This window comes from Pseudodesulfovibrio sediminis, assembly GCF_020886695.1.
GTDB lineage: Bacteria > Desulfobacterota > Desulfovibrionia > Desulfovibrionales > Desulfovibrionaceae > Pseudodesulfovibrio > Pseudodesulfovibrio sediminis.
Genome location: NZ_AP024485.1, coordinates 3,092,342 through 3,109,824 on the forward strand (window position 1 = coordinate 3,092,342; position 17,483 = coordinate 3,109,824).

Sequence of the window (17,483 nt, forward strand, 5' to 3'; positions counted from 1 at the left end):
TGCCCAGCCATGGCCGAGGGTATATGTCGTCGCCATGACTGCATTTGGACATTGCTCCGACAACCGACGAGGATTGAATCATGGCTTTAGGGAAATATAATCCTGAATCTATTGAAAAGAAGTGGCAGGAGATCTGGAAAGAATCCGGCTGCTTCGAGGTTGAGACCGAACCCGGCAAGCCCAAATATTATGTGTTGGAGATGTTCCCCTATCCCTCCGGCAAAATCCACATGGGCCATGTGCGCAACTACTCCATCGGTGACGTGGTTGCTCGTTTCAAGGCCATGCAGGGTTTCAACGTGCTGCACCCCATGGGGTGGGATGCGTTCGGCCTGCCCGCCGAGAATGCGGCCATCAAGCATGAGACGCACCCGGCAGAGTGGACCCATCAGAACATCAGCGAGATGCGCGAGCAGCTTCAGCGACTGGGATACTCCTACGACTGGCGGCGCGAACTCGCTTCCTTCCGTCCCGAGTACTACAAGTGGGAGCAGAAGTTTTTTCTCAAGTTCCTGGAAAAGGGCCTTGCCTACCGCAAGAATTCCCCCCAGAACTGGTGCCCGGACTGCAACACTGTGCTCGCCAACGAGCAGGTGGAGGACGGGTTGTGCTGGCGCTGTGATTCCGAAGTCGAACAGAAGGACATGGAGCAGTGGTTCCTGCGCATTACCGATTATGCCGACGAGCTGTTGGCTGATCTCGACACATTGGAAGACGGCTGGCCCGAGCGCGTGCTGACCATGCAGCGCAACTGGATCGGCAAGTCCTATGGTGCGGAGCTGACTTTTCAGGTCAAGGACATGGACCAGACCATCGACGTCTTTACCACCCGCCCGGACACGCTGTTCGGTGCGACCTTCATGTCCATTGCCGCCGAGCATCCCATGGTGGATGTCCTCACCGCCGATGCCGACAACAAGGCTGACATCGATGTGTTCGTCAAGAACATCAGGGACATGGACCGCATCAAGCGCGGCGCAGACGACCTCGAAAAAGAGGGCATCTTCACAGGCAAGTATTGCGTGAACCCGGTCACGGGCAAGGATATTCCCATCTACATCGCCAACTTCGTGCTCATGGGGTACGGAACCGGCGCGGTCATGGCGGTCCCGGCTCACGATCAGCGTGATTTCGAATTTGCCACCAAATACGCATTGCCCATGCAGGCCGTCATCAATCCGCCCGAACTGCAGGAAAAGGGCGAGATCCTGAACGCTGCTGATCTGGACGCCGCCTACACGGCTCCCGGTTTCATGATCAACTCCGGCGATTTTGACGGCATGGAGAACGAAGCCGCCAAGAAGGCCATTGTCGAGCATCTGGACCAGTCCGGTAAAGGCAAGATGGCCGTCAACTATCGCTTGCGTGACTGGAACGTCTCGCGTCAGCGCTTCTGGGGCGCTCCCATCCCGATCATCTACTGTGAAGATTGCGGTGCCGTGCCCGTGCCCGAGGATCAGCTCCCGGTGCTGTTGCCCGCGAACGCTCAGGTGCGCAAGGATGGTAAATCGCCGCTCCCGCAGATGGAAGAATTTGTGAACTGCGAGTGTCCTACCTGCGGCAAGGCCGCCCGCCGCGAGACCGACACCTTTGATACCTTTTTCGAGTCCTCCTGGTACTACATGCGCTTTTGTGATCCCCGCAACACCGAGGAAGCCCTCGGCGTAGAGCATCTGGATTACTGGATGAATGTGGATCAGTACATCGGCGGCATCGAGCATGCCATTCTGCATCTGCTCTATTCCAGATTCTTTACCAAGGCCCTGCGCGACTTCGGGTTCGTGTCGGCCAGCGAGCCGTTTTCCAACCTGCTTACGCAGGGGATGGTGCTCAAGGATGGCGGCAAGATGTCCAAGTCCAAGGGCAACGTGGTCGATCCCAATTCCATGATCAATGAATATGGAGCGGACGCTACCCGTTTGTTCATCCTGTTCGCATCGCCTCCGGCCAAGGAGCTGGAGTGGTCTGATCAGGGTATTGACGGCGCATTCCGTTTCCTTTCCCGTCTCTGGCGTCTGGTGGAGGAAGTGGAGGAGGTGCTGACTCCGGTCATGCCTACATCCGCCAACAAGCCGGAGTCCGATGCGGCCAAGAAGCTGCGCTTCAAGGAGCACGAAACAGTCAAACGCGCCACCCGTGACATCGAGAACGATTTCCAGTTCAACACGGTCATCGCCGCTGTCATGGAGCTGGTCAACGAGATGTATCACGTCAAAGATGAGCTCAAGGATGCCGATCCTGCGGCCCTGTCTTCGGCCATTGCCACGGCAGTGACCCTGCTTGATCCCATTGCTCCCCATATTTGCGAGGAGCTGTGGCAGGCCATGGGGCACGACACTCCCCTGACCAGTCAGAGCTGGCCCACCTATGACGAGTCTGCACTGGTCAAGGATGAGGTCACCCTGGTCGTTCAGGTCAACGGCAAGGTGCGTGGCAAGTTCCAGGCTCCCAACAACGCCCCTAAGGATGAGGTGGAAAGCATCGCGCTCGGCCTTGAGAATGTGGTGAAGTTTGTTGAAGGGAAGACTGTACGGAAGGTTATTGTCATTCCGAATAAATTGGTGAATATCGTCGCTAATTAGTTCGCGTTACACGCTTTTTTATGAGAGGCCGGGAGGACGTTGTCCTTTCGGCCTCTTTTTTTTAGATTTGCGCGCTACGCGGTGAGAGTTTAATTCAAATTTATTCCAAAGGTTTGATTCGCCCCGTCCTGGGGCTCACCCCTTCGGGGCGTCGGCAGGAACCGACGTCCAAATCCGCTGTCCTGCGGATTTGTCGCCTTTACGGCGACCTGCTTTTTGCTAAGCGGCAAAAAGGAGGCAAAAAGCGCTTTTTTGTGTGTGATCGAGGAAGCGCACCCAAGAGCCCGTAAGCGACTTCACTGCCCGACAGATTGTCTGCGACGCAAACTCGGTCGGGCTGCGCTGCGTCGTCCGAGACAGGCTCTAGGGTTCGCTTCCGATTGTTCTACGTTCCTTAACGAATAAGACTATCGTTGGTATTGGGCGCTCCCAAAACCGAGAATGGGATAGAATATCCACGGAAGCAGAAACAGACCTGCGGCAAACGGCATGGGCTGTTTGAATCTTTTGGTAATATCCAAAGAAATAATGATGAAAACGATGATGTTGATGAGCGGGATGAGAAAGAGGACAAACCAGTACCATTCCCTTCCCGCGATACGAACCAGAACCCACAGGTTGTAGACCGGGATCAGACAGGCCCAGCCGGGCTCGCCAGCTTTAGCATATGTTTTCCAGAGCCCTGCAAAGACCGCGATGATTATAATCAGTGAAATTAAACTCATGATATACTCTCCTAACGTGTTATTGATTTTTCTATCTGTAGCCCCGGCAGGTGAGTTGGTCAACGGCGAACGCAAAAAAAAGACACGTCCGAAAACGTGCCTTGAAAAAACGAAAAGAAGTGGCGAATCAGAAACCGTGCTCCCGCAGGTAGTCCATGGTGATGCCGGTTTTGGCCGTGCCCGACTCTCCGTCACTTACCCAGGGGGCGACCATGCGCTCCACATATTTCCCGATGATGTCGGTCTCCATGTTGACCTTGGTGCCGGGGGTCCAGCCGCTGATGGTGGTGACCTTCTGGGTCTCCGGGATGATGTTCACCTCCAGCCATGTGGGGGTGCAATCGTTTACGGTCAAAGAAATGCCGTCCAGAGTTACGGAGCCTTTGGGAATGACATACTTGCCGGTCGCGGCATCAAAGGCGAGACGGTAGATTTTGGATTCTCCGGCAGGGCGCACTTCAGCCACCTCGGCCAGGCAATCCACATGGCCGGAAACAATATGCCCGCCAAAGCGGTCGCCCATGGCCATGGCGCGTTCCAGATTGGCTTCGGACCCGACCTTGAGGTTTCCGAGGCTGGTGACGCCCATGGTTTCCTTGCTGGAATAACAGGTGAACCAGTTGTCGCCGAGGGTTTCCACCGTAAGGCATACGCCATTCACGGCAATGGATTCGCCAAGTTCGATGTCGGGCAGATCAAAGAGCGCACGAATGCGGAAACGTGTCTCTGAGCCACGATTGTCTGCGGCTTCGATGCGGCCCATGCCCATGACCAATCCTGTAAACATAAAAGTACCTCGCGCTGTTTGGCGAAGTTGTAGCAGGGAGCCGGGTAAGTGTAAATCGGGGGGGCTTCCTGCGGTGCGTTATTTTTTGCGCAGTGTCAGCATGATGTCCACGCCGGTGGATTCGACCTGCGCAATGCGAAAATCGCAGGTGTCTGCCATGGTCACATTACTGCGCCCCGAGTACGCTGCCGGTGCGGTCTCGTCGCCAAGGATGCGTGGCGTGACAAAGTGGACCAGTTCGTCAACGAGTCCCTGTTCAATCAAGGCCATGGCGAACCGACCGCCGCCTTCACACAGGGTGTAATGGCAACCTCGGTCATAGCGCAGCCGCTCCAGGCCGATGGACAGATTGAGTCCGCCCTGCGGACCGGGCAGGGGCCAGACCGAAGTGCCGCGTTCCCGCAATATGTCGGCGGCTTCGCTTCGGGCCGCGTCTTCCGTGGTCATGAAAATGGCCTGTGACGGCCGTTCCCGCAGCAGGGTGAAATCCGATGGCCGTTCCGGCAGACGGGACGTGACCACAATGCCCAGCGGCTGGGTGAAATTGGCAGGGAGGGCGTCCTGCCGACAGGTCAGGCTGGGGTTGTCTGCATAAAAAGTATTGCCCCCGACCACGACTGCACCGGCTATGCGACGCAATTGATGGACACGGGCGAACGATTCCGGCCCGGAGACCGGCTCGGGTTTACGGCGGCTGGAGGCAATTTTACCATCCAGCGTAGCGGCCATCTTGATGATGTTGAAAGGGGAATTGGAGGTTTGCCACAGTAGAAAGTCCGCGATCAGATCGCAACAGGCCTGTGAACAGACGTTGATCTCCACCTCGATACCGGCATTCTGTAATGCTTCCACCCCGCCAGCGGCTACCGGGTTGGGGTCGAGCGCGCCGATTACCACCTTGCCGATTCCTGCGTCGATGATCGCTTCTGTGCAGGGCGGGGTCTTGCCGTGATGATTGCACGGCTCAAGGGTCACGAACATGGTCAGCCCGGCGGGATCCACGCCCTTGGCGCGGGCATCGGCCAGGCACTCGCGCTCGGCGTGCAGCTTGCCGTATTGCGTGTGATATCCTTCGGCCACAATGGTGTTGTCTTTTACCAGTACCGCCCCGACGCAGGGATTGGGCGCTGTCGCCCCTCGCCCTTTATAGGCAAGTTCCACGGCTCGGGTCATGAAACGTTCATTCGACATGGTTTGTCCTAGATGAAGTCGCCTTCCATGAAGACATAGTTAACTCTTGCCTCAGCGAGCATCTGTTCGGAGAGTTCGTCCGGGTAGTTTTCGGCGAAATAGATATTCCGCACTTCGCAGTTGATGAGCATCTTGGTGCACAGGATACACGGTTTCGTTGTGCAGTAGATGTCGCATCCCTTGAGGTCGAGGCTGTGGGTGGCGGCCTGGATGATGACATTCTGCTCGGCGTGCAGTCCACGGCACAGCTCGTGGCGTTCTCCGGAAGGAATACCGAGTTTGTCGCGGATGCAGCCCACCTCTTCGCAGTGGGCAACATTTGAGGGCACGCCGTTATAGCCTGTTGCCAGGATACGTTTGCCGCCAACGGCGATGGCGCCGACGGCGCGTCGGGTACATGTGGAGCGCTGGGCCACCAGGTGGGCGATGCGCATGAAATATTCGGGCCAGGGCAGTCTGCTTTGCATGGGAGTTCCTTACGCGTTCCAAGGGTAAGATGAATAGTCCCGCTTATCACTTCTCCGTGTGAAAGGAAACGGCTGATATGCGCTATTCGTTGCCGAACTCAGTGGGCTCGACGTGTGTGTTCGCTCCGACCGGAGCGAAGAGTCTAGAAGCTTCAGCCACCACCGAAACAATCGCTGCCCATATTCTGCATGGAGGGGAGGCCGGAAGCACCGCCGTCGACCTTTGCAGCGCATGCGCTGATGCATTTTTCGGTCTTGTCCGATCCACACTTCGGACAGGCTGCTTGCTGATCCTGGCCGAGTAGCAGCTCTTCAAAATCGTTCTTGCATTCCTGACAGACGTATTCGAAAATCGGCATAGATAGATCCTTTGTGTTTGCGTGTCCCTATCGATAAATTAAATGAGCTGTGCAAGGGGATGTTGTCAAGTCGGCGCGCTTGCACTTTGCACAAAATGTGTGCATTTATGTGAAGCAGAGTGCACAAAATATGTGCATTTTTTGCGCTTTGTGACTTTTTGTTTAAGTAAATTGGTGTGTTATGATTTGGCACAGCAAATGCTTTATGCAGTAGCAAGAAGAAACACACTCATCTTCCTCTTTGCATGAAACATTTTACCCCCACCCCGCTTGAGGAGCTTTATTATGAACAAAAAGAATATCACCATTACCGTTTCAGCCGCAGTCCTGGTTCTTGCCATGGCCGCACTTGCAGTTGCTGGACCAGGGTATGGTCACAAAGCCGGACAGCGCATGGGCTCCAATCTCTATTCGCAATTGACCCCTGAAAAACAGGCTGCTGTCGACGGTATCTATAAAAAATATTCTCCCAAATTCACTGAGTTGCGGAGCCAGATGCTGACCAAGCGCGCAACCCTGCAGGCTATGGTCAACGGCGGCCAGGCGGACGAAAAGAAAATAGGCAAACTGATCACTGCTATTTCCTCCCTGCATGAGCAGATGCTCGACACGCGTAACGCCATGGCTGATGAGCTTGAGGCGGAAACCGGCCTTGTCGGTTTTGGGCGCGGTGGAAACTACCCCGGCCCTGGCATGGGCTTTCAGGGTCGCGGACAGGGCGGCTTTGGCGTGGATTGCCCCGGATTCGGTCAGGGATTCCAGGGCCGTGGTCAGAATTGTTTTGGTGGCGACTGCCCCGGCTACGGCATGGGACGCATGTAAGTAACACTTTCCGATAACCCCGGAAAACAGGACTCTGCGGGACGTGTGACCCTGGTGGTGACTCGTCCCGTAATGCTGCAATCCAGCGGGGAAGCGCTGGAAAAACCGTTCTGAGAAATCGGAAAACAACCAAACATCGCCCCTTGAGGAGAAACTGGATGTTGCGAAAAATAACGTCACTGACCGCTCTCATTTCATTCCTCGTCACCATCGTCACCAGCGTGGTGCTTTATATAGTCCCGGAAGGCCGCGTGGCCAACTGGGCAGATTGGCAATTGTTCGGCCTGACCAAAGGACAGTGGGGTGATACCCATCTGACTGTCGGCACACTTTTCTTTATCGCGTTGCTACTGCATGTCTTTCTGAATCTGAAGCCGCTCATGGCCTACATGAAGAACAAGGCCCGCGAATTGGTCGTCATGACCGTTCCCATGATTATCAGCATCCTCTTGACCGTAGCCGTTTTCGCCGGAACCCTGCTGGGGCTGTCCCCCATGCAGGATCTCCTCGATCTGGGCACGGAGATCAAGGCCGACGCTACCGAGATGTACGGCAACCCTCCCTACGGGCACGCTGAAACCAGCCCGCTCATGAAGTTCTGCGGCTTCCTCGGATTTGACGTGACCCAGGCTGTCGAGGCGCTGCATGCGGCTGGATATGACAGCTCCATCAATGAAAGATCCCTGATCAAGGACATCGCCCGCTCCAAGGGAGTGAGCCCGCAGCAGGTCTTCAATGATATCCGTATGGGACAGGACGCCGATCCTTTTGACACCATGCCGCTGAATCCGCCCGAAGGTACAGGCAAGGTGAATATTTCAACGATCTGCATGACCTATGGTCTGGACAAGGACACGGTCTTTGAACGACTTGAGGCTGCGGGCATAGCGGCTGACGACACCAGTACATTCAAGGAACTGGCAGAAAAACACAAAATCTCTCCCAAAGAAATATATATGATTGTGAAGGGGAGTAAGTAGGCTCATATGGAAGTTGCCCGTCGGGAAGGAAAAGAAAAAAGTCCTCTGGTTGCCCTGGTCCTGGCGCTTATCGTGCTGGGCTTGGGAAGCCTCTATTTGACATGGCAGTCCATTGCGCAGCAGCGCAAGATTGTCGAGGACCACATGATCATGACCGGCAACTCCATTCTGCGCGGTGTGGATAACAACATTCTCCGCATCGCGCGAACCCTGCGTATGGGCCAGCAATCGCCCAAGCTTTTCCAGGCCATGGCGGAAGAGCTCTTTACCGAGCTGTCCAAGTCCGAAGATATCGTTTTCATTTCCCTTTTCGGAGCCGATGGCAAGCCGCTCGTTGCCTCTGTGACCGATCAGCAGCCTCCGGTGTTCAAACTGCCTGATTCCGTGACTCAGGACATTGAGCCGGGCCGGGCCTGGCATGTCATGGCCGAGGTCGGCAAGAAAGGGGTGCTTATTTCCGGTCTGCGTACCCGCCCCGGTATCGCTACTCTGTCCGGCAGGCCGGGAGTGCCTCCCGAAGAAACTCAGGGTGATCATTCTCTGGAGCAAGGCTCTCGACGGCCATTCCGACTGGGGCAAGGCCTTGGGGCCGCTGCGGTGAACGAGAGCCAGGAGCCGCCGGTGTTTCTGGTGGTGGGGCTCAATGCGGAAAAGCATATGGCCCAGTATCGTCAGTATAAACGCGCGGCCACGTACCAGACAGGATATGTTTTCCTGGCGGCCGTGGTCCTGTGGTCGTTGGTCTTCGCCTATCTCAGACGGCGCGGTGCCAGCCGCAAGCTGGTTCGACTGGAGCGGTTTCAGAATACTCTTCTCGACAACATGCCGGACGGCCTCGTTACGTTGGCTGAAGACGGCGAGATTCTGGCGGCCAACTATTCGGCCAAGACACTCCTTACCCCGGAAGGGCGGGAGGGAGCACCCGAGATCATCGGGTCCAATTGGAGAGACTTTCCCTTTGGCGGCGCGTCGGAAATGTCCAGAATGTCCATCCCGTATGGCTGGCAGCAGTATGATTACCAGGGGCGTCAGCTCGAAATATTGTCTCTGCATCTTCAGACATACGACGAGGATGCCGCGCCGGAATTGGGACAGCGTCTTGTGCTGCTCCGTGACCGTACTCAGATACGTTCGCTGGAAGAAGACCTGAACGAGGCCAAGCGGTTGGCGGCCATCGGATCTTTGGCCGCAGGCGTCGCACACGAAGTGCGCAACCCGCTTTCTTCCCTGCGCGGTTTCGCTCAGCTGTTCGCCACCAAGCTCAAAGGGCAGGCCCCGCTTGATCAATATGCCACCACCATGGTGCAGGAGGCGGATCGCCTTAACCGCGTGGTGACCGATCTGCTGTATCTGGCCAAGCCGCGTACGCTTGACCCCAAGCACATCGACCTGGCCAAGGTCGGGGATTCCATCCGCCAGCTCATGCGGTTTGATTTTGAAGGCAAGCAGATCGAACCGGAGTTCGATTTCGGTCCTGACCCGCTGTACGCCGATCAGGATGCTCTCAGGCAGGTGCTGCTCAATCTTATTTCCAACAGTCTGGACGCCATTGAAGGGTGCACCGATTGCCCCAGGCCGGGCCATATCCATCTTACATCGGAGCGCGGTGACGGCGGTGTCTGGATTATCGTGGCTGATGACGGGCCGGGAATGGACCCGGAACTCAGTGATGACGTATTTAAGCCGTTTGTAACGGGCAAAAAGACCGGCACAGGCCTTGGTTTGGCCATTGTGCAGAACATCATGCGTGCTCACAAGGGGCGTGCCGTTGTTCAGTCCCTGCCGGGTGAAGGCATGGAAGTGCAACTCTTTTTTCCCGATATGCCGGATGACGATCAGGAAGGTATTGACATATGACAGATGAACGTATTGTCCTCGTAGTAGATGATGAACCGAGTCATAGAATGATGGTTCGAGCCGTGCTCGAAGATGACGGCTGGACTGTTCTTGAAGCGGGGTCCGGCGAGCGCGCGCTCTCGATGCTGGCGGAAGAAGCGGAGTCCGACACCTACCCAAGCGTGGCCCTGGTGGACATGAAGATGCCCGGTATGGACGGCATGCAGCTTTTGAAGGAGTTGCAGGTCCGGCGGCCCATCATGCCCGTTGTCCTGCTGACCGCATTCGGTTCCGTGGGCAGTGCCGTGGACGCCATGAAAAAAGGGGCCTTCGACTATCTGACCAAGCCTGCGGACAACGACGAGTTGATCGCGGTTATCAGCAAAGCCTTTGAGTACCACAAACTGCTCAATGAAAACATCCGCCTCAAGCTGGAAGTCTCTGGTGAAGCGGATTTTATCGGTGCCAGCCCCGGGATTGAACGGGTCCGCGATCTCATCGGTCAGGCCGGTCCTTCCGAGGCTACGGTACTGGTCCTTGGGCCGTCCGGGACGGGTAAGGAGCTTGTGGCAGAGGGACTGCATCGCGCGTCCAACCGAGCCGACAGGCCGCTTATCAAGGTCAACTGTGCCGCTCTGCCGGATGATTTGTTGGAATCCGAGCTGTTCGGGTACGAAAAGGGCGCCTTTACCGGGGCCGTCAAAGACAAGCCCGGTCGGTTCCAACTGGCGGACGGCGGGACGCTCTTCCTTGATGAGATCGGTGAGATTCCCGGTGCCCTGCAGGCCAAGCTGTTGCGTGCGTTGCAGGAGAAAACCATTGAGCCGCTGGGGTCCGTTTCTCCTGTGCAGGTGGATACGCGCATCATTGCGGCCACCAACAGGAATCTCAAGAAAGAGGTGGATGCAGGGCGGTTCCGTGAAGACCTGTATTACCGGCTGGCCGTGCTTGAGATTCGCATCCCGCCTTTGTGCGAGCGCAAGGAAGACCTTCCTCTGCTGGTCAGTTTTCTGCTCAGGCGGTTGGGCAATAAAAACAACAAGATCATCCGTACAGTGACACCCGCATTTCTGGATGCCCTGTCCGATTACGATTGGCCCGGCAATGTCCGTGAGCTGGAAAATGTGCTGGAACGGGCGCTCATCCTGTCGCGGTCGGATGCCCTTGGAACGGATCTGCTTCCGTCCCAGATCACTGGTGCGCGTGAAGCGGAAATCCATATGGATATTTCTCCTTCCATGACGCCGACGCCGCCTGCTCCGGCCAACCTGGAAGAGGCGGAGAAACAGGCCATCATCCAGGCGCTGGAAGAGAACGGCAACCACCGAGAACGCACGGCCGAAGCCCTTGGCATCAGCCGTCGTACCCTGCAATACAAGTTAAAGAAGTACGGCCTGACCCGTCGATAAAGCGTGCGTCAGTTCAGGGCAAAAGCCTTGATTGCGTCAAGACGTCTCAGATAATCCGCCTGGTAGGTCGGCCCATTGGCCGTGAACTGCTCGGCGGTTTTTCTGTGAGCGTCGCACCACTGGGTCAGCTCTGGGTTCTTGAAAATTCGGCCATATGCTTTGATCATGTGCAGGGTGTTGTGACAGACCGGCATGAGGTGCCCCATGCGGGCCAGCAAGGGGGTGTAGTCCGACTGCAGGTCCAGAAAGAATCCGGCCACGGTTTCGGCCCAGAGGTAATTGCCGCCGGAGGCCAGTTTTTCCAGCATGCCGCTCTCATCGAACCGGCTCGGCTGCCATGGCCGTGACCATGCACGCGGTATTGTTTCAGTCTCCGCATAGGAGATCTCGCCTGAATCGAGAAACGTCGACACCGTGCGGGCCAGTCGTGGCCACATGGACCCGATGTGTTCCACATCGCGGCTGGCGTGCAGCCCGACCACTCGGTCGTTTTCCTCTTCCAGTTTGATCTTGAGAAAAGGGCAGTGCGCTTCGATGCGCTGTTCGCCCTCTGCCCAGATACCGCCGAAGATGCGGTTCATGTCCACCAGATGTACATTGTTCAGCTCCCGCTGCCATACCCGGAAATGGGCCGGAGCCTCGCGGGAGAGCGCATGCCATTCCATCAGATAGGAATACGGGTCCGGGCCGAATGCCGGGAAATGGTGCAGCCGCGAAACCACCACAATGGGCACGTCGGAGAACCGGCTGCGGACAGTGGCCAGATATTCGCCATATCGCTTGAGGTACGTGGCCGGGTTGGGCTTGAACATGCCGCACTCGGCCTTGATCCACGCCTCCAGTTCAGGCTTGCCGAACCAGGCTGTGGGGTCCATGAAAAAGACGTACTTGTCGCGGTGATGGACAAAGAGCGGGACATTCTCGTGGAACAGGCTCATGATAATACATTCGGGAGGCGCTTCGTCCCGGGAAATCATGCAGAACTGATTGTCGAGGCTGCGGTCATGGAAGAAGGTGTCCAATCGGTGCTTTTGGGCCAGCTTGTTCAACTCGGCAGGGATGGCCCCCGGGTGACTGGAGTAGGTGAGCGGCGAGGCGAGTACGCGATAGCGTACGTCGTGTCCGTGGTCAGCCATGGCCCGCGAGAGGAAATCCATTTGACAGTTGCCGAGAAAATACAGCATTTTGTTCCTTGTACTTCGTTGTGTATCACCGTGATAGACCTTCATTACCCGTCAAGGCTCCCATGCGCAAACTGACTGTCGAAACCTTTGTACTCGGCCCGGACGAGACCAACTGCTACCTGCTCAGCGCCGAGGGCAAGGCGATCGTCATTGACGTGGGTATCGACCCGACCCGGCTTATTGACCGGATCGACGAGCTGGGGCTGGAGCTGGAAGCCATCTACCTGACCCATTTTCATGTGGATCATATCGGCGGGGTCAAGGAAGTCCTTGAGAGGTTCACTGTCCCTGTTTTTGCCAATGACAATGATGAATTCCTCAAGGAGCTGTCGCTGGAGGCCATGGGGCTCCGTGAACTGATGGAGTATATCGACTTCGAGTACACGGTCATCATGCCCGGCAGGCGAAAGGTGCTCGGTCAGGACATGCTCGTGCTGGACACGCCGGGGCACACACCCGGCAGCCTGAGTTATTTTTTCCCGGCAGCAGGGTGCGCCTTTGTGGGGGATCTTATCTTCATGATCGCCGTGGGGCGGACAGATCTGCCGCGCGGCAGCTCTTCGGAGCTTCTCGCCTCCATCCGCTCCCGCATCTTCATTTTGCCCGACGATACCCGCCTGTATTCCGGGCACGGTCCCATGACCACCGTGGTTCACGAGAAAGAGAACAATCCGCATTTTATTATATGATGAACTTTGGTGCGGTTCCTTCTTGCGCAAAAAACGGTGAATCTGATACCGCATAAGGTATGAAAAGAATACCAGCCTTGCAGTGTCTCGTCCTTCTGCTCTTGATTCTCATGACCGTTCCCTGCCTTGCAGCAGAGGAGGAACCCTCCGAATTCGGCACGCTCACCGGGCAGGCGCGCATGTATTATTTCACCCAGCGCAACAAGACCACCGGGGAGGATTTCGACAACATCCGCGAGTCTCTGGCCGTGGGTGGCTTCCTGAAATATGAGACACCCTGGCTGGCCGAGTACTTCGGTGCCGGGGTCGCCGGATACACGACCATACCCTTTCTTGACATGTTCAACGAACGGGATGAAGGCGGCACCGGGCTTCTCTCTTCCACCAATCAGGGCTTCATCGCCCTGGGCGAGGCCTACTTCAAGGCGCGGTACTCCCAGACCGAAGGGCGTATTTGGCGTCAACGCATAGAGACGCCGTTCATCAACGGCAATGACAGCCGCATGGTTCCACAGACATTTGAGGCGTATGGCGTGAAGTCTTCGGATATCGAAGATGTAGAACTCAGTGTTTACTGGGTGGACAAGGAAAAGGCGCGTGACACCGAACTCTTTGTGTCCATGTCGGAGATGGCCGGATTGCAGGGGACCAGCACCGGCGTATTCATGGTCGGCGCTGACTGGCAGGCCATGGAAAATCTGCCGACACGGTTTTGGAATTATTACGCCCCTGACATGGACAATACGTTTTTTGCTCAGCTCAAATACACCTTCGGGGAAGCCGAAGCAGTGCACTACGGCATTCTGTTTCAGGGAGTTGACCAGCGGAGTGTGGGGGATGAACGGCGCGGGGAATACAACACCGGAGAAGCGGGGGTTCTCGGGACAGTCGGTTTCGCCGGATGGACGTTTGATGTCGGCGGCACTGTTGTGGATAACTCCGCCGGTATCAGAAACTCCTGGGGAACCTATCCCTTCTTCAACAACATGATGAGCTATGCCTTCAACCGCGCCGGGGAAAAAGCGCTGCTGTTCGGCGTTGCCTATGACTTCGAGCGTCTTGGTGCCAAAGGGTTTACGGTCAATATCAAGACCGGCTTCGGGTATACCCCGGATTCCGGGCGCAGTGCCTCCTTTGATCGCAACGAGTATAATCTGAATCTGGGGTACCAGTTTGATGGCGATCTGAAAGGATTATCCATCCAGAACCGTTGGTCCTATCAGGATGCGGACAATGATTTTGGCGGCACGGACGGGTATCAGGTCAGGTTGCGGCTTCAGTATAATTTTCAGCTTATGTAGATTGGGTAATTTCAACATGTTGCCTCTGCAATTGTGTTGTTTGCAGGGGCTTCCTTTGAGGAAGCACAAATTAAACGGGTGTTTATCAGAAACCCCTTTTTCTTATTCGATTTTTCTTCTATGATTCTATGTACGGCTTGCTTCATAAACCTGTAGGAATTGAAAATATGGCACAAGAAACCGTCTCTACTGAGCGGGAGATTCACGTTGCTCCCGAGACTCTTGATGCAGCCAAGGCGCTGCTTACCAGGCGTTTCAAATATATTCACAAACCAGATGACTCCATAAAACAGCTGGCTCGGCTCGGTGCCGATCGGGTTGCCGTTGACATGACCCTGCACCCCGAGAAATACCAGTCCGCTCAATCAGAACAAGAGCTGCCTGCCGTAACCCCGCTGGACCCTCTGGACATCCTGCGTCAGGACCAGCAGCTTCCGGCATTGCCGCAGGTCTTTCTGGAGCTGCAGCAGGCCATCAGCGGCAAGGCGACATCGGCTGACGATCTGGCTGCCATAATCAGTCAGGACCCCGGCCTGACCGCCTTTCTGCTGCGTATGGTCAACTCCGCATTTTATTCGTTGCCCATGCAGATCGACACCATCTCGCGTGCCGTCACCGTGGTGGGGGTGAACCAGCTCTCCACCCTGGCCGTGGGAACCTCGGTCATGAGTCTGTTCAAGGACGTGCCAGAGGATGTGCTTGATATGGAGCAGTTCTGGAAACACTCCGTTGCCTGCGGACTCATTGCGCGCAGATTGTGTCGCATCACCGGCAAGGGGGACCCTGAGCGCGCGTTTGTGTCCGGTCTGCTGCATGACATCGGACAGCTCATCCTGCTTCAGGCTGAGCCGGACCGGGCCACAGCCGTTTATGCCCATTCACGGGCGACCGATGTGCTTCTTTATGAGACCGAGAAAAAACTGCTGGGATTTGATCACGCCACCCTGGGCGGCATGCTGTTGCGCAAGTGGAATTTTCCGTTCGTGCTGGTTGCCGCCGTTTTGGAGCATCATCAGCCCAAGGCGAACCAGAAAGAAGAGGAGCCGGGGCTGGTCCACTGTGCCGAGACCATTGCCACGGGGCTGGGGATCGGCTCCAGCGGCGAGCATTTCATCCAGCCCCCGGACAAGGCCATCTGGGATTCCATGGAGTTCACGTCGGAGCGTATGGACCACATGGTCGAGGACCTGGACGAGGAACTCATGGAGGCCTTTGAAATCCTTTTGGATGGATAAGTTCGGTGAAACCGTTTTCACGAGCCGCCTGTTCTGTGTTGAACAGGCGGCTTTTTCCGTTTTTGAGCCCCGGCCCATTTGACACTTGCGGCCCAAAGCTTTACTTCTCAGCGTCCTATATAAATTAATGGAGGCATACGACATGCGTGAAAAAGTCGAACAGGTCTTGGATAAGGTTCGCCCCATGCTTGAAGCCGACGGCGGCAACGTGGAACTGGTCAATATCACCGATTCCGGCGTGGTGCAGGTTCGGCTTGTGGGCGCCTGCAAAGGGTGCCCGATGTCCCAGATGACCCTGAAGAACGGCATCGAGCGGATCGTTCTCAAGGAAATCCCGGAAGTGAAGGCTGTCGAGGCTGTGCAGGAGTAGCACCTCCACCTGCCAAGAATAGAGTGTAAGGAGATATATAATGGCAAAGATTGTTTCTCGGTTTGCGCCGAGCCCGACCGGGTATCTGCATATTGGTGGCGCACGCACGGCGTTGTTTTCCTGGCTGCTGGCCAAGTCGTCCGGCGGTGAATTTTGTCTTCGCATCGAAGACACGGACCGTGAACGGTCAACCCAGGATGCCACGGATGCCATTATTGATTCCATGAAATGGCTTGGCCTTGAACATGATGGCGAAATCGTGTTCCAGTCTTCCCGCATGGATCGGCATAATGAAGTTATCGATCAGCTCATCGAGAACGGACACGCCTACTACTGCCAATGCTCCAAGGAAGACGTGGACGCCATGCGCGAAAAGGCCATGAAAGAAGGCCGCAAGCCCAAATATGACGGCACTTGTCGTGAGAATGGGTTGACCGAAGGCGTGGTTCGTCTCAAGGCACCGCAGGAAGGGGCCACCGGGTTCACTGATATGGTCAAGGGACCCATCACCATCGAGAACACCGAGATGGATGACATGATCCTTCGCCGTACGGATGGAACACCCACCTACAACCTGGCCGTGGTGGTCGATGACCATGACATGGGCGTGAACACTGTCCTGCGTGGCGATGACCATGTGAACAACACCCCGCGTCAGATTCTTATCTACCGTGCCATGGGGTGGGATGTGCCGCAGTTCGGTCATGTTCCCATGATCCTCGGCCCGGACAAGAAAAAGCTTTCCAAGCGTCACGGTGCGCTGTCGGTCATGGAATATGAAAAGATGGGCTATCTGCCCGAGGCCGTGACCAACTATCTGGCCCGTCTGGGTTGGTCCCATGGCGATCAGGAACTGTTCACCATGGAGGAGATGCAGGCGCTGTTCTCCACCGACAACCTTGGTAACTCGCCGTCCGTATTCGATCTGACCAAGTTCGAGTGGGTCAACGGCCAGTACATGCAGAAGGCTGATCCCAACCGTATTGCTGACATGCTGTGTGATTTTTATGCCCGCGAAGTTGGAGCCGAAGAAGCCGCAAAGGTCGAGAAAGAGACATTCGCTGCTGTGGTGCCGCTGTTGCAGCCGCGCGCCAAGTCTGTCATCGACATGCTTGAACAGGCGCGTCCGTTCATCGCGGATGCCGCAGCGTTGCCGTATGACGAGAAAGCGGTGGCCAAGTTCCTGACCGAGGAGACCAAGGCATATCTTGAAGAAATCGCCGGGCGTATTGAAGCGCTGGATGAATATACCGAACAGACCCTTGAAGACCTGCATCGTCAGTTCCTTGAGGACAAGGACATCAAGTTCAAGGTGATTGCGCAACCCATTCGTGTGGCGATCATGGGCAAGACCCAGTCCCCCGGGTTGTTTGAGACCATGCTGGTGTTGGGGAAAGAGCAGACGCTTGCCCGCATGAAACGGGCATTGACTTTGTAGGTTTTCTCTGACGAGAGTTGTATTGTGAATAGGTAAAAAGCCGCTCATTTGAGCGGCTTTTTTTTGTGTAATGGGCACGCTCCTTCGGTGCGAGAGTCAGTTTTTGGG

At 56.0% G+C, this 17,483-nt stretch carries 16 protein-coding genes; 10 read left to right on the plus strand and 6 right to left on the minus strand.

Features of this window, described 5'->3' with window-relative positions:
* Positions 1-80: 80 nt before the first annotated feature.
* The gene (gene leuS / locus SRBAKS_RS14675; protein ID WP_229591638.1) at positions 81-2,582 is read left to right on the plus strand and encodes a leucine--tRNA ligase; all 2,502 of its coding nucleotides are present in this window, start codon (positions 81-83) and stop codon (positions 2,580-2,582) included.
* 407 nt (positions 2,583-2,989) lie between these two features.
* On the opposite strand, the gene SRBAKS_RS14680 is transcribed toward leuS, so the two are convergent.
* The 5 genes from SRBAKS_RS14680 to SRBAKS_RS14700 all read right to left on the minus strand — a co-directional run bounded on the left by SRBAKS_RS14680 (position 2,990) and on the right by SRBAKS_RS14700 (position 6,111).
* A complete protein-coding gene (locus SRBAKS_RS14680; protein WP_229591639.1) occupies positions 2,990-3,307 on the minus strand; it encodes a DUF5684 domain-containing protein in 318 nt (105 codons plus the stop codon).
* Between the two features lie 127 nt (positions 3,308-3,434).
* Positions 3,435-4,094, minus strand: coding sequence for a riboflavin synthase (locus SRBAKS_RS14685; RefSeq protein ID WP_229591640.1), 660 nt, complete (start codon positions 4,092-4,094; stop codon positions 3,435-3,437).
* Between the two features lie 78 nt (positions 4,095-4,172).
* Positions 4,173-5,285 (minus strand): bifunctional diaminohydroxyphosphoribosylaminopyrimidine deaminase/5-amino-6-(5-phosphoribosylamino)uracil reductase RibD, encoded by a 1,113-nt coding sequence (gene ribD / locus SRBAKS_RS14690; RefSeq protein ID WP_229591641.1) that lies wholly within the window; start codon positions 5,283-5,285, stop codon positions 4,173-4,175.
* Positions 5,286-5,293: 8 nt separating this feature from the next.
* Entirely contained in the window at positions 5,294-5,752 is a 459-nt protein-coding gene (locus SRBAKS_RS14695; protein WP_229591642.1) for a deoxycytidylate deaminase, read from the minus strand.
* 152 nt (positions 5,753-5,904) lie between these two features.
* Entirely contained in the window at positions 5,905-6,111 is a 207-nt protein-coding gene (locus SRBAKS_RS14700; protein ID WP_229591643.1) for an FmdB family zinc ribbon protein, read from the minus strand.
* A gap of 285 nt (positions 6,112-6,396) precedes the next feature.
* Between SRBAKS_RS14700 and SRBAKS_RS14705 the strand changes: the two genes are divergently transcribed.
* The 4 genes from SRBAKS_RS14705 (at position 6,397) to SRBAKS_RS14720 (ending at position 11,158) form a co-directional block, all read left to right on the plus strand.
* Positions 6,397-6,933 (plus strand): Spy/CpxP family protein refolding chaperone, encoded by a 537-nt coding sequence (locus tag SRBAKS_RS14705; protein ID WP_229591644.1) that lies wholly within the window; start codon positions 6,397-6,399, stop codon positions 6,931-6,933.
* A 158-nt stretch (positions 6,934-7,091) separates the two neighbouring features.
* A complete protein-coding gene (locus SRBAKS_RS14710) occupies positions 7,092-7,913 on the plus strand; it encodes a DUF4405 domain-containing protein (RefSeq protein ID WP_229591645.1) in 822 nt (273 codons plus the stop codon).
* Positions 7,914-7,919: 6 nt separating this feature from the next.
* The gene (locus tag SRBAKS_RS14715) at positions 7,920-9,770 is read left to right on the plus strand and encodes a two-component system sensor histidine kinase NtrB (RefSeq protein WP_229591646.1); all 1,851 of its coding nucleotides are present in this window, start codon (positions 7,920-7,922) and stop codon (positions 9,768-9,770) included.
* Positions 9,767-11,158: a sigma-54-dependent transcriptional regulator gene (locus SRBAKS_RS14720; protein WP_229591647.1), complete on the plus strand. Its 1,392-nt coding sequence runs from the start codon at positions 9,767-9,769 to the stop codon at positions 11,156-11,158. Before SRBAKS_RS14715 ends, SRBAKS_RS14720 begins: the two co-directional genes overlap by 4 nt.
* Before the next feature lie 8 nt (positions 11,159-11,166).
* On the opposite strand, the gene SRBAKS_RS14725 is transcribed toward SRBAKS_RS14720, so the two are convergent.
* A complete protein-coding gene (locus tag SRBAKS_RS14725) occupies positions 11,167-12,342 on the minus strand; it encodes an SGNH/GDSL hydrolase family protein (RefSeq protein ID WP_229591648.1) in 1,176 nt (391 codons plus the stop codon).
* A 62-nt stretch (positions 12,343-12,404) separates the two neighbouring features.
* On the opposite strand from SRBAKS_RS14725, the gene SRBAKS_RS14730 reads away from it, so the two are divergent.
* From SRBAKS_RS14730 to gltX, 5 genes are all read left to right on the plus strand, one after another.
* The gene (locus SRBAKS_RS14730) at positions 12,405-13,031 is read left to right on the plus strand and encodes an MBL fold metallo-hydrolase (RefSeq protein ID WP_229591649.1); all 627 of its coding nucleotides are present in this window, start codon (positions 12,405-12,407) and stop codon (positions 13,029-13,031) included.
* Positions 13,032-13,090: 59 nt separating this feature from the next.
* Positions 13,091-14,332, plus strand: coding sequence for an OprD family outer membrane porin (locus tag SRBAKS_RS14735; protein WP_229591650.1), 1,242 nt, complete (start codon positions 13,091-13,093; stop codon positions 14,330-14,332).
* Positions 14,333-14,499: 167 nt separating this feature from the next.
* Complete coding sequence (locus SRBAKS_RS14740) at positions 14,500-15,567, plus strand: HDOD domain-containing protein (protein ID WP_229591651.1); 1,068 nt, start codon at positions 14,500-14,502, stop codon at positions 15,565-15,567.
* Between the two features lie 142 nt (positions 15,568-15,709).
* Positions 15,710-15,937, plus strand: coding sequence for a NifU family protein (locus SRBAKS_RS14745; protein ID WP_229591652.1), 228 nt, complete (start codon positions 15,710-15,712; stop codon positions 15,935-15,937).
* Positions 15,938-15,977: 40 nt separating this feature from the next.
* Positions 15,978-17,375: a glutamate--tRNA ligase gene (gltX, locus tag SRBAKS_RS14750; RefSeq protein ID WP_229591653.1), complete on the plus strand. Its 1,398-nt coding sequence runs from the start codon at positions 15,978-15,980 to the stop codon at positions 17,373-17,375.
* Positions 17,376-17,483 lie beyond the last annotated feature (108 nt).

Excerpts from the sequence above, each read along its gene's own strand:
- SRBAKS_RS14725 (WP_229591648.1), bottom strand. The coding sequence starts at position 12,342 with ATGCTGTATTTTCTCGGCAACTGTCAAATGGATTTCCTCTCGCGGGCC.
- leuS (WP_229591638.1), top strand. The coding sequence starts at position 81 with ATGGCTTTAGGGAAATATAATCCTGAATCTATTGAAAAGAAGTGGCAG.
- SRBAKS_RS14705 (WP_229591644.1), top strand. The coding sequence starts at position 6,397 with ATGAACAAAAAGAATATCACCATTACCGTTTCAGCCGCAGTCCTGGTT.
- SRBAKS_RS14740 (WP_229591651.1), top strand. The coding sequence starts at position 14,500 with ATGGCACAAGAAACCGTCTCTACTGAGCGGGAGATTCACGTTGCTCCC.
- SRBAKS_RS14700 (WP_229591643.1), bottom strand. The coding sequence starts at position 6,111 with ATGCCGATTTTCGAATACGTCTGTCAGGAATGCAAGAACGATTTTGAA.
- SRBAKS_RS14745 (WP_229591652.1), top strand. The coding sequence starts at position 15,710 with ATGCGTGAAAAAGTCGAACAGGTCTTGGATAAGGTTCGCCCCATGCTT.
- SRBAKS_RS14680 (WP_229591639.1), bottom strand. The coding sequence starts at position 3,307 with ATGAGTTTAATTTCACTGATTATAATCATCGCGGTCTTTGCAGGGCTC.
- SRBAKS_RS14695 (WP_229591642.1), bottom strand. The coding sequence starts at position 5,752 with ATGCAAAGCAGACTGCCCTGGCCCGAATATTTCATGCGCATCGCCCAC.
- SRBAKS_RS14715 (WP_229591646.1), top strand. The coding sequence starts at position 7,920 with ATGGAAGTTGCCCGTCGGGAAGGAAAAGAAAAAAGTCCTCTGGTTGCC.
- ribD (WP_229591641.1), bottom strand. The coding sequence starts at position 5,285 with ATGTCGAATGAACGTTTCATGACCCGAGCCGTGGAACTTGCCTATAAA.
- gltX (WP_229591653.1), top strand. The coding sequence starts at position 15,978 with ATGGCAAAGATTGTTTCTCGGTTTGCGCCGAGCCCGACCGGGTATCTG.
- SRBAKS_RS14735 (WP_229591650.1), top strand. The coding sequence starts at position 13,091 with ATGAAAAGAATACCAGCCTTGCAGTGTCTCGTCCTTCTGCTCTTGATT.
- SRBAKS_RS14710 (WP_229591645.1), top strand. The coding sequence starts at position 7,092 with ATGTTGCGAAAAATAACGTCACTGACCGCTCTCATTTCATTCCTCGTC.
- SRBAKS_RS14720 (WP_229591647.1), top strand. The coding sequence starts at position 9,767 with ATGACAGATGAACGTATTGTCCTCGTAGTAGATGATGAACCGAGTCAT.
- SRBAKS_RS14685 (WP_229591640.1), bottom strand. The coding sequence starts at position 4,094 with ATGTTTACAGGATTGGTCATGGGCATGGGCCGCATCGAAGCCGCAGAC.
- SRBAKS_RS14730 (WP_229591649.1), top strand. The coding sequence starts at position 12,405 with ATGCGCAAACTGACTGTCGAAACCTTTGTACTCGGCCCGGACGAGACC.